This window comes from Aquibacillus sediminis (assembly GCF_005870085.1).
In the GTDB taxonomy this organism is placed as follows: Bacteria; Bacillota; Bacilli; order Bacillales; family Amphibacillaceae; genus Aquibacillus_E; species Aquibacillus_E sediminis.
Genome location: NZ_SZNM01000010.1, coordinates 118,205 through 125,301, shown reverse-complemented (window position 1 = coordinate 125,301; position 7,097 = coordinate 118,205). Strand labels below are relative to the sequence as shown.

Below are 7,097 nucleotides of genomic sequence, written 5' to 3'. Positions count from 1 at the left end.
GGCCGATCACCCTCTCAGGTCGGCTACGCATCGTTGCCTTGGTAGGCCATTACCCTACCAACTAGCTAATGCGCCGCGGGCCCATCTGTAAGTGATAGCAGAAGCCATCTTTCAACTTTCATTCATGTGAACAAAAGTATTATCTGGTATTAGCTCACGTTTCCGCGAGTTATCCCAATCTTACAGGCAGGTTGCCCACGTGTTACTCACCCGTCCGCCGCTCGTTCCACAAGCTCACACCCCGGAGGGTGAAGGCTTGCTTCCCGCGCTCGACTTGCATGTATTAGGCACGCCGCCAGCGTTCGTCCTGAGCCAAGATCAAACTCTCCATAAAATAATGAGCTTGCTTGCTCGTTTCAAAAACTAGCTTTTAAAAATTGATTCAAGGTTAATCGTTTCAATTAAATGAAACGTCTTACCTGATCTGTTTCATACTGGTTGTTTTGTTCAGTTTTCAAAGATCAATGGTGGGCCTGAGTGGACTTGAACCACCGACCTCACGCTTATCAGGCGTGCGCTCTAACCAACTGAGCTACAGGCCCATTATATAATGGAGCGGGTGAAGGGAATCGAACCCTCGACATCAGCTTGGAAGGCTGAGGTTTTACCACTAAACTACACCCGCATATTCATTAAAATATTAATGGTCGGGAAGACAGGATTCGAACCTGCGACCCCTTGGTCCCAAACCAAGTGCTCTACCAAGCTGAGCTACTTCCCGTAATTGGCGCGCCCGAGAGGAGTCGAACCCCTAACCTCTTGATCCGTAGTCAAACGCTCTATCCAATTGAGCTACGGGCGCTCATCAAAGCGACATCTATTAATGTAACACATAACAATCACTTCGTCAATACTTTTTTGGTGCGGTCGAGAGGACTTGAACCTCCACGGGATAAACTCCCACTAGGCCCTCAACCTAGCGCGTCTGCCATTCCGCCACGACCGCATTCTTATGGTGCGGGTGGAGGGAGTTGAACCCCCACGTCCGAAGACACTAGATCCTAAGTCTAGCGCGTCTGCCAATTCCGCCACACCCGCTAAAGTGATGATGAGCCATGGAGGATTCGAACCTCCGACCCTCTGATTAAAAGTCAGATGCTCTACCAACTGAGCTAATGGCTCATGTTATAGTTCAACCATCTTCGCTTTCAAAAAGCATAAATAAAACTAGGTTTTCCTCTGTTTCATTTCACGAAAGAGGTTCCTAGTCATCATTATACTATCATACAGTTGTAATAGATAGTATAAAAGTGGCTGGGCTAGCTGGATTCGAACCAGCGCATGACGGTACCAAAAACCGTTGCCTTACCGCTTGGCTATAGCCCAATGAAAATGGCGGTCCGGACGGGACTCGAACCCGCGACCTCCTGCGTGACAGGCAGGCATTCTAACCAACTGAACTACCGGACCAACTTTTTTAACGATAGTTATATAACTAACATTAATGTCTTTCATTTTTGCAAAGCGGAAACTTTTCTTTAAAATTTAAAATGGTGACCCGTACGGGATTCGAACCCGTGTTACCGCCGTGAAAGGGCGGTGTCTTAACCACTTGACCAACGGGCCATTTAATAATGGCGGAGAAGGAGGGATTTGAACCCTCGCGCCGCTTACGCGACCTACACCCTTAGCAGGGGCGCCCCTTCAGCCACTTGGGTACTTCTCCAATGGCTCCACCGGTAGGATTCGAACCTACGACCAATCGGTTAACAGCCGATTGCTCTACCACTGAGCTACGGTGGATCAATATGAATTATCAACGACGATTAATATCTTACAACATCTAATGAATTATGTCAAATGTTTTTTTCGTGTTTTTATATCATATTTAATTCTTTATTAACATAATTTAATAATGTGTTTTTCAAACGCTTATATAACTTAACATGGATTTTTTACTTCGTCAACACTTTTTTACTTTTTCATTCCCTATTTTAACATTAAGGTTTACGGTTTTATTTTCTTTAGTTTACCTCTACATTTACCACAGCGGTATTTTTGCGTATTAACAATTCGCACTCTATGATAGACATGACCACAGTCTAAACATTTATATTGATATTTCACCTGCTTTTCCATGGATGGTAATGGACTACAAAATCTTGGTGAACCTGTCTTTCGTAAGAGTTCTCTAAAATCTTTGTCTCGATGGTTGTAGCCTTTCCCTTCTATATGCAGATGATAATGACATAATTCATGTTTAATAATACCACAAAATTCATCATAATCTAATTCATCAAGATATTTAGGATTTAACTCAATTTTTCTTTGATTTGGAATATACCTTCCACCTGTTGTTCTTAAACGAAAGTTAAAAGCAACATCATCAACAAATGGTTTATTAAAAAATGACAAGGAAAGCTGATTGACTAATTCTTCTAATTCCGCTTGTGTCATGATCGACATAAAGCTTCACACCTCCACAACTAGTCGCATATACTACATATATAAAGTAAAACTTCACTCAAAGGGGATCTTCCACTACGTATTAGCCTGATCTGATTGGGCGTAAGTGAATGTTCACTCCCACTTAAACATCTACGTTTCATTTCAAGTTTTGACGCGGGAGTCTTACAGGCGGTTGTACCGGGAGAAAACTAACAGATATACATTTTATACAATAACCATGATAGAAAATAATACTATTTTTAGTTTAACCATTTGTCAAGGAGGTTCAGACAATGCCTTCATGGTTTAAAAAGCAAATGGCTGAGGCGTTCCATACAAAAGATTTATATCAAATCAAACTACTAAATCAATGTTGGTTTTTTTATTGTAGTAAATAAATAGACACGCACTAATCACTCATTTCCTATAAGCATTCCTTAAACATTATTATCTTGAAGCTGTAAAGAAGTTTCTTTTACAAGTTTAACTAACGTTAATTCAATAACGCCTACTTTCAAATCATGACCAAACAAAAATACCAGACAACAGCTGGTATTTTTGTTTGTTTTATTACTGTTGGACCATCGTTAACGCGATTCGTTGTTTTTGGATGTCGACATCATCCACCCACACGGTTACAACATCCCCCACAGATGCAATGTCCATTGGGTGTTTCACAAAGTTATTCGACATCTTTGAAATATGAACCAAACCATCTTGCTTAACTCCTATGTCAACAAACACTCCAAAATCAACTACATTACGCACCGTTCCTTGTAATTCCATTCCTTGCTGCAAATCTTCCATCGCTAGTACATTTTGTTTTAACAAAGGCTTTGGTAAATCGTCACGCGGATCACGTTCGGGACTAACTAATGCTTTCATGATATCCTCCAAAGTCAGTTCACCTATATCTAGTTCTGCAGCTGTATCTTTAATCGATATACTGTTGATTTTTTGTTGTAATGTTTCCGTACCCAAATCATCTGTAGTACAATCAATCATTTTCAACAGCGCTTTCGTCGCCTTGTAACTTTCAGGGTGAATTGGAGTACGATCCAATGGTTCATTACCATCTAGCACTCTTAAGAACCCAATACTTTGTTCATACGTTTTGTTTCCTAATCGAGGTATCTTCTTTAACTGGGTACGTGTTGTAAATTTACCTTCTTCATTTCTTTGTTTAATAACGTTATTTGCTACCGTCTTACTTAGACCTGATACATACTGAAGCAAGGATGCTGAAGCAGTATTTACATTTACCCCTACTTGGTTAACCGCTGTTTCAACCACAAATGTTAGGGATTCATTTAACTTTTTCTGCGTGACATCGTGTTGATACTGCCCAACACCGATGGATTTCGGATCAATTTTAACCAACTCAGCCAATGGATCTTGAACACGGCGAGCAATCGAAACCGCACTTCTTTCCTCTACTTGTAAATCCGGAAATTCCTCTCTCGCTAATTTGGACGCAGAATAGACACTTGCCCCCGCTTCATTCACAATCATATAGGAAACATTAAGATTGTGATTGTTAATCATATCCGCGATAAATTGCTCCGTCTCTCTTGAAGCTGTACCATTACCGATTGCGATTAATTCAATTGGAAAATCCTTCATTAACTGCAGGATGACCTTTTCTGCACCTTTGACATCATGTTTGGGTGCAGTTGGGTAGATAACATTAATCGCATGGACCTTCCCTGTTTCATCAATGACAGCTAGCTTACACCCAGTACGGAAAGCAGGATCAACACCTAAAACAGTCCGACCTTTCAATGGTGGCTGTAAAAGTAGATTCTTAAGGTTTTTAGAAAATACATCAATCGCTTGCTCCTCAGCTGTATCTGACAGTTCACTTCTTATTTCTCTTTCAACTGAGGGTTGGATGAGGCGTTTATAACTATCCTCAATTGCTTGTTCCAATAATTCCTTCACTTTTACAGATGCGTTTGCAATGATGACCTTTTTGTTTAAATAAGACAAAATCTGTTCAGCAGGTGGTACTAAACCCACTTTTATAATTCCTTCTTTTTCGCCCCGATTCAAAGCCAACACTCGGTGCGACACAATCGTCCTTACTGGTTCTTGATAGTCATAATACATTTCATAAACGCCTTTTTCATCGGCTTCTTTTTTCTTTACCTCTGATTGAATCGATCCCTGCTTAAATGTTTTATCTCTTATGTAATCTCGATAAGTTGGATCATCTGAAATCCACTCCGCAATAATGTCATTGACACCAGCTAGCACATCTTCAATCGTCGTTAATTCTTGTTCCTCCGACAGATAGCTTTTTGCTTCTTGGTCAAGTTCTTGAATTTCTTGTTCCCAAACTAACTGAGCTAAAGGCTCTAGACCTTTTTCTTTGGCAATCGTTGCTCGAGTTCTTCTTTTTTGCTTATATGGACGATACAAATCCTCCACTTTTTGCAGCTTTTTGGCTTGTTCAATTTCTAATTTTAATTCTGGTGTTAACTTTCCTTGTTCTTCAATTAATCGGATAACTTCTTGTTTTCTGTCTGATAAATGTTGGGCATACTCCCATTTTTCTTGAATGGTTTTAATTTGTACTTCATCAAGACCACCCGTTTGCTCCTTACGATACCTAGCTATAAATGGAACTGTATTACCTTCTTCTAATAATGTAATGACTTGTTTTATAGGAGACTCTGCTAATTTCGTTTCTTTTGTTACCCAGGTTATTAACTCTTGTTTTTGTGTAGCTACACTCACGTATTTATCCTCCTTACGACTTCTCTACTCTATTTTATCAAACTATATCATTTTTTCCTAAAATGTTAGCAAAATAAAAAGCCCTATTCCTCAGAATAAGAGCTTTCGGTGTTTTTATACCACGTTCGAATTATTCTTCATTTCTTGTATTTCATTGCAATCAATGTAGTGTCATCTGTAGGCCGATCGTCTTGGATGGGAAATTTACTCGTAATCGTTTGAACATCTTTTCCATAAAGATATGTAGAAGATAAATCACTCGACCGAACACCGTCGGAAAACATAAGGAACATCATGCCATCAGAAATAGCACCTTCTAAAACCTTAACGGGACGTTCATACCCCCCAAGATAACCAGCATTAGGTATATTCCGCTGTTTTTTACAGTTGGATGTGATCGTCATCAGACCGATATTTCCTACCGAAGAGAAAGAGAAGTTGTTCGCATGAAAGTTAATTTTCAGAATACCGAGAACTACGCCCCTTTTTCCAATTAATACTTTTTGCGCTTGTTTCATTAACTGTTTAACAGACATTTCAGGATTTTGCTCAATCATTTCCATTACGGCTTCTGAAGATTCTTTCGCATATTCACCACTACCTAGTCCGTCTGCTAGCGCACAAATAAATTCATCTTCTTTCTCTTTAAAGAAGTAACTATCACCACAATAATAATTTCCCTCTTTTGCCTTTTGATAGACAGAAACGTCCATACAATTGTCTGTTCCCATCAATTTATGACCCCCGAGCTATCTGTTTGCAGGGCTTCTCGCAGTTTCCTTAGCGCTCGTCTTTGTAGCCTTGAAACATGCATTTGCGAAATTCCTAACAATTCCCCTGTTTCCTTTTGACTCCTATTGTCGTAATAGGTACACATCAAAATTTGCCGTTCACGTTCCGTTAGAATAGGGAATACTTTTTCTAATACCAATTGTTTATCAATATTTTCAAATCCTTCATCATGATTACCGATTAGATCTAAAATAGAAACGGTACTACCGTCTGCATCAGCTTCCACTTTTTTATCAACGGACAATGCTTTATAGCTTTTACTCATTTCCATTGTTTCTAGAACATCTTCTTCTGAAACATCTAAATAATCGGCGATTTCTTGAATCGATGGGGATCTTTGTTGTTCCAATGTGAGTTCTTCTACCGCTTTCTTAATTTTAGGTCCCAACTCTTTAATTCTTCGTGGTACATGGACACTCCATGTCTTATCACGAATAAATCGCTTAATTTCACCAATGATGGTTGGAATCGCAAATGATTCAAACGATTTACCTAGGCTAGGATCATATCTTCTAATTGCCGCTAATAATCCTAACATACCTACTTGGATTAAATCCTCATGAATCATACGATTTTTCGCATACTTCTTGGCAACAGACTTAACTAGCTCATGATAAGCTAACACGATTTTCTCTTGGACAACTTTATCATCAGGATTTGTTTGAAGATGTCTTATCCATTGATAAACCTCATCCTCACGTCTATTGTGTGGTTGAGATTTGGTCGTCATCTAATCCCACCTCTGATCCGTGAAGGAACTTTGTCATTAACACAATTACTCCTGAATCATTTTTTATTTCTAACTTATCCATTAGAGCATCAATTAGAAAAAGACCAAAACCACCTTCACGTAAATTTTCAATGGATTCTGACTGTTGATATGGTCCGATCTCATCCTTTACTTCATTTAAATCAAAACTATCCCCGTGATCTGCAACCATAATTTCTAAGCGATCCTCATAAATCCCAAAGCCAATCGTTACTTCCCCTTCTCCTTTTCCCTCGTAGGCATGCGTAACGGTATTTGTCATTGCCTCTGATACAGCAACCTTAAGATCCTCCAAGTCATCATATGCAAACCCCATTCGATTAGCAATTCCAGACGTGCTTAATCGAACAACACCAACATAATCTGGTTTTGCAGGGACCTTCATTTCAATAAAGTCAAACGATTTCAT

6 protein-coding genes, 12 tRNA genes and 1 rRNA gene are annotated in these 7,097 nt (G+C 39.4%); 1 reads left to right on the top strand and 18 read right to left on the bottom strand.

Annotated features, from left to right (window positions below; all coding sequences use genetic code 11):
• From FCI53_RS11695 to FCI53_RS11630, 14 genes are all read right to left on the bottom strand, one after another.
• Nucleotides 1–334 (bottom strand): 16S ribosomal RNA (locus FCI53_RS11695); the annotation flags it as partial.
• Between the two features lie 131 nt (nt 335–465).
• A tRNA-Ile gene (locus FCI53_RS11690) sits at nt 466–542 on the bottom strand.
• A 9-nt stretch (nt 543–551) separates the two neighbouring features.
• A tRNA-Gly gene (locus FCI53_RS11685) sits at nt 552–625 on the bottom strand.
• A gap of 19 nt (nt 626–644) precedes the next feature.
• Nucleotides 645–721: transfer RNA gene (locus FCI53_RS11680), tRNA-Pro, on the bottom strand.
• 4 nt (nt 722–725) lie between these two features.
• Nucleotides 726–802: transfer RNA gene (locus FCI53_RS11675), tRNA-Arg, on the bottom strand.
• A gap of 57 nt (nt 803–859) precedes the next feature.
• A tRNA-Leu gene (locus FCI53_RS11670) sits at nt 860–946 on the bottom strand.
• A gap of 7 nt (nt 947–953) precedes the next feature.
• A tRNA-Leu gene (locus FCI53_RS11665) sits at nt 954–1,038 on the bottom strand.
• An 11-nt stretch (nt 1,039–1,049) separates the two neighbouring features.
• A tRNA-Lys gene (locus FCI53_RS11660) sits at nt 1,050–1,122 on the bottom strand.
• A 129-nt stretch (nt 1,123–1,251) separates the two neighbouring features.
• Nucleotides 1,252–1,326, bottom strand: a tRNA-Gln gene (locus FCI53_RS11655).
• A 7-nt stretch (nt 1,327–1,333) separates the two neighbouring features.
• Nucleotides 1,334–1,410: transfer RNA gene (locus FCI53_RS11650), tRNA-Asp, on the bottom strand.
• A gap of 81 nt (nt 1,411–1,491) precedes the next feature.
• Nucleotides 1,492–1,566, bottom strand: a tRNA-Glu gene (locus FCI53_RS11645).
• A 9-nt stretch (nt 1,567–1,575) separates the two neighbouring features.
• Nucleotides 1,576–1,666: transfer RNA gene (locus FCI53_RS11640), tRNA-Ser, on the bottom strand.
• Between the two features lie 2 nt (nt 1,667–1,668).
• A tRNA-Asn gene (locus FCI53_RS11635) sits at nt 1,669–1,743 on the bottom strand.
• A 204-nt stretch (nt 1,744–1,947) separates the two neighbouring features.
• Nucleotides 1,948–2,406, bottom strand: a complete 459-nt coding sequence (locus FCI53_RS11630) for a SprT family protein (RefSeq protein WP_138419030.1) — start codon at nt 2,404–2,406, stop codon at nt 1,948–1,950.
• A gap of 275 nt (nt 2,407–2,681) precedes the next feature.
• Here FCI53_RS11630 and cmpA point away from each other — a divergent pair, with 275 nt between their 5' ends.
• The gene (gene cmpA, locus FCI53_RS11625) at nt 2,682–2,786 is read left to right on the top strand and encodes a cortex morphogenetic protein CmpA (RefSeq protein WP_138419028.1); all 105 of its coding nucleotides are present in this window, start codon (nt 2,682–2,684) and stop codon (nt 2,784–2,786) included.
• A gap of 172 nt (nt 2,787–2,958) precedes the next feature.
• On the opposite strand, the gene FCI53_RS11620 is transcribed toward cmpA, so the two are convergent.
• From FCI53_RS11620 to rsbW, 4 genes are all read right to left on the bottom strand, one after another.
• Complete coding sequence (locus FCI53_RS11620) at nt 2,959–5,127, bottom strand: Tex family protein (protein WP_138419026.1); 2,169 nt, start codon at nt 5,125–5,127, stop codon at nt 2,959–2,961.
• 137 nt (nt 5,128–5,264) lie between these two features.
• A complete protein-coding gene (locus tag FCI53_RS11615) occupies nt 5,265–5,858 on the bottom strand; it encodes a PP2C family serine/threonine-protein phosphatase (RefSeq protein WP_138419024.1) in 594 nt (197 codons plus the stop codon).
• Complete coding sequence (gene sigB, locus FCI53_RS11610; RefSeq protein ID WP_138419023.1) at nt 5,858–6,649, bottom strand: RNA polymerase sigma factor SigB; 792 nt, start codon at nt 6,647–6,649, stop codon at nt 5,858–5,860. Before sigB ends, FCI53_RS11615 begins: the two co-directional genes overlap by 1 nt.
• On the bottom strand, nt 6,621–7,097 hold the full coding sequence (gene rsbW / locus FCI53_RS11605) for an anti-sigma B factor RsbW (RefSeq protein WP_138419021.1): 477 nt from the start codon (nt 7,095–7,097) through the stop codon (nt 6,621–6,623). Before rsbW ends, sigB begins: the two co-directional genes overlap by 29 nt.

Coding starts and splice junctions, on each gene's coding strand:
- FCI53_RS11630 (WP_138419030.1), bottom strand. CDS start 2,406: ATGTCGATCATGACACAAGCGGAATTAGAAGAATTAGTCAATCAGCTT.
- cmpA (WP_138419028.1), top strand. CDS start 2,682: ATGCCTTCATGGTTTAAAAAGCAAATGGCTGAGGCGTTCCATACAAAA.
- FCI53_RS11615 (WP_138419024.1), bottom strand. CDS start 5,858: ATGGGAACAGACAATTGTATGGACGTTTCTGTCTATCAAAAGGCAAAA.
- sigB (WP_138419023.1), bottom strand. CDS start 6,649: ATGACGACCAAATCTCAACCACACAATAGACGTGAGGATGAGGTTTAT.
- rsbW (WP_138419021.1), bottom strand. CDS start 7,097: ATGAAATCGTTTGACTTTATTGAAATGAAGGTCCCTGCAAAACCAGAT.